1 pseudogene is annotated in these 319 nt (G+C 54.9%); it reads right to left on the minus strand.

Annotated features, from left to right (window positions below):
- Positions 1-231: pseudogene (locus ACXAIC_RS24870) on the minus strand (transposase); the annotation flags it as partial.
- Between the last annotated feature and the right edge of the window lie 88 nt (positions 232-319).

Below are 319 nucleotides of genomic sequence, written 5' to 3' on the forward strand. Positions count from 1 at the left end.
ACGAAGCTCACGGTTCTCCCGCTCAAGAGCCTTCATCTTCTCGACCATCTCCGTCGGAATGCCAGCCCGGACACCACTATCAACCTCGGATCTCTTGACCCATTCGTTCAGTGTGTGCGCCGAGCAACCGATCTTGGCTGCTATCGATACGATCGCCTGCCAGCGAGACCTGTGCTGGCCTTCACTATCCAGCACAAGACGAACCGCGCGCTCGCGTACTTCAGGGGAAAACTAGAGCATTTCCCAAAAAGTCTGAATCGTCTTGGGTTCCCTTTTGTGGTGAATAGTGATTCAAGCTGAGGGCTGGACAAGGAGGCCA

This window comes from Roseibium sp. AWQ4_254, assembly GCF_056161025.1.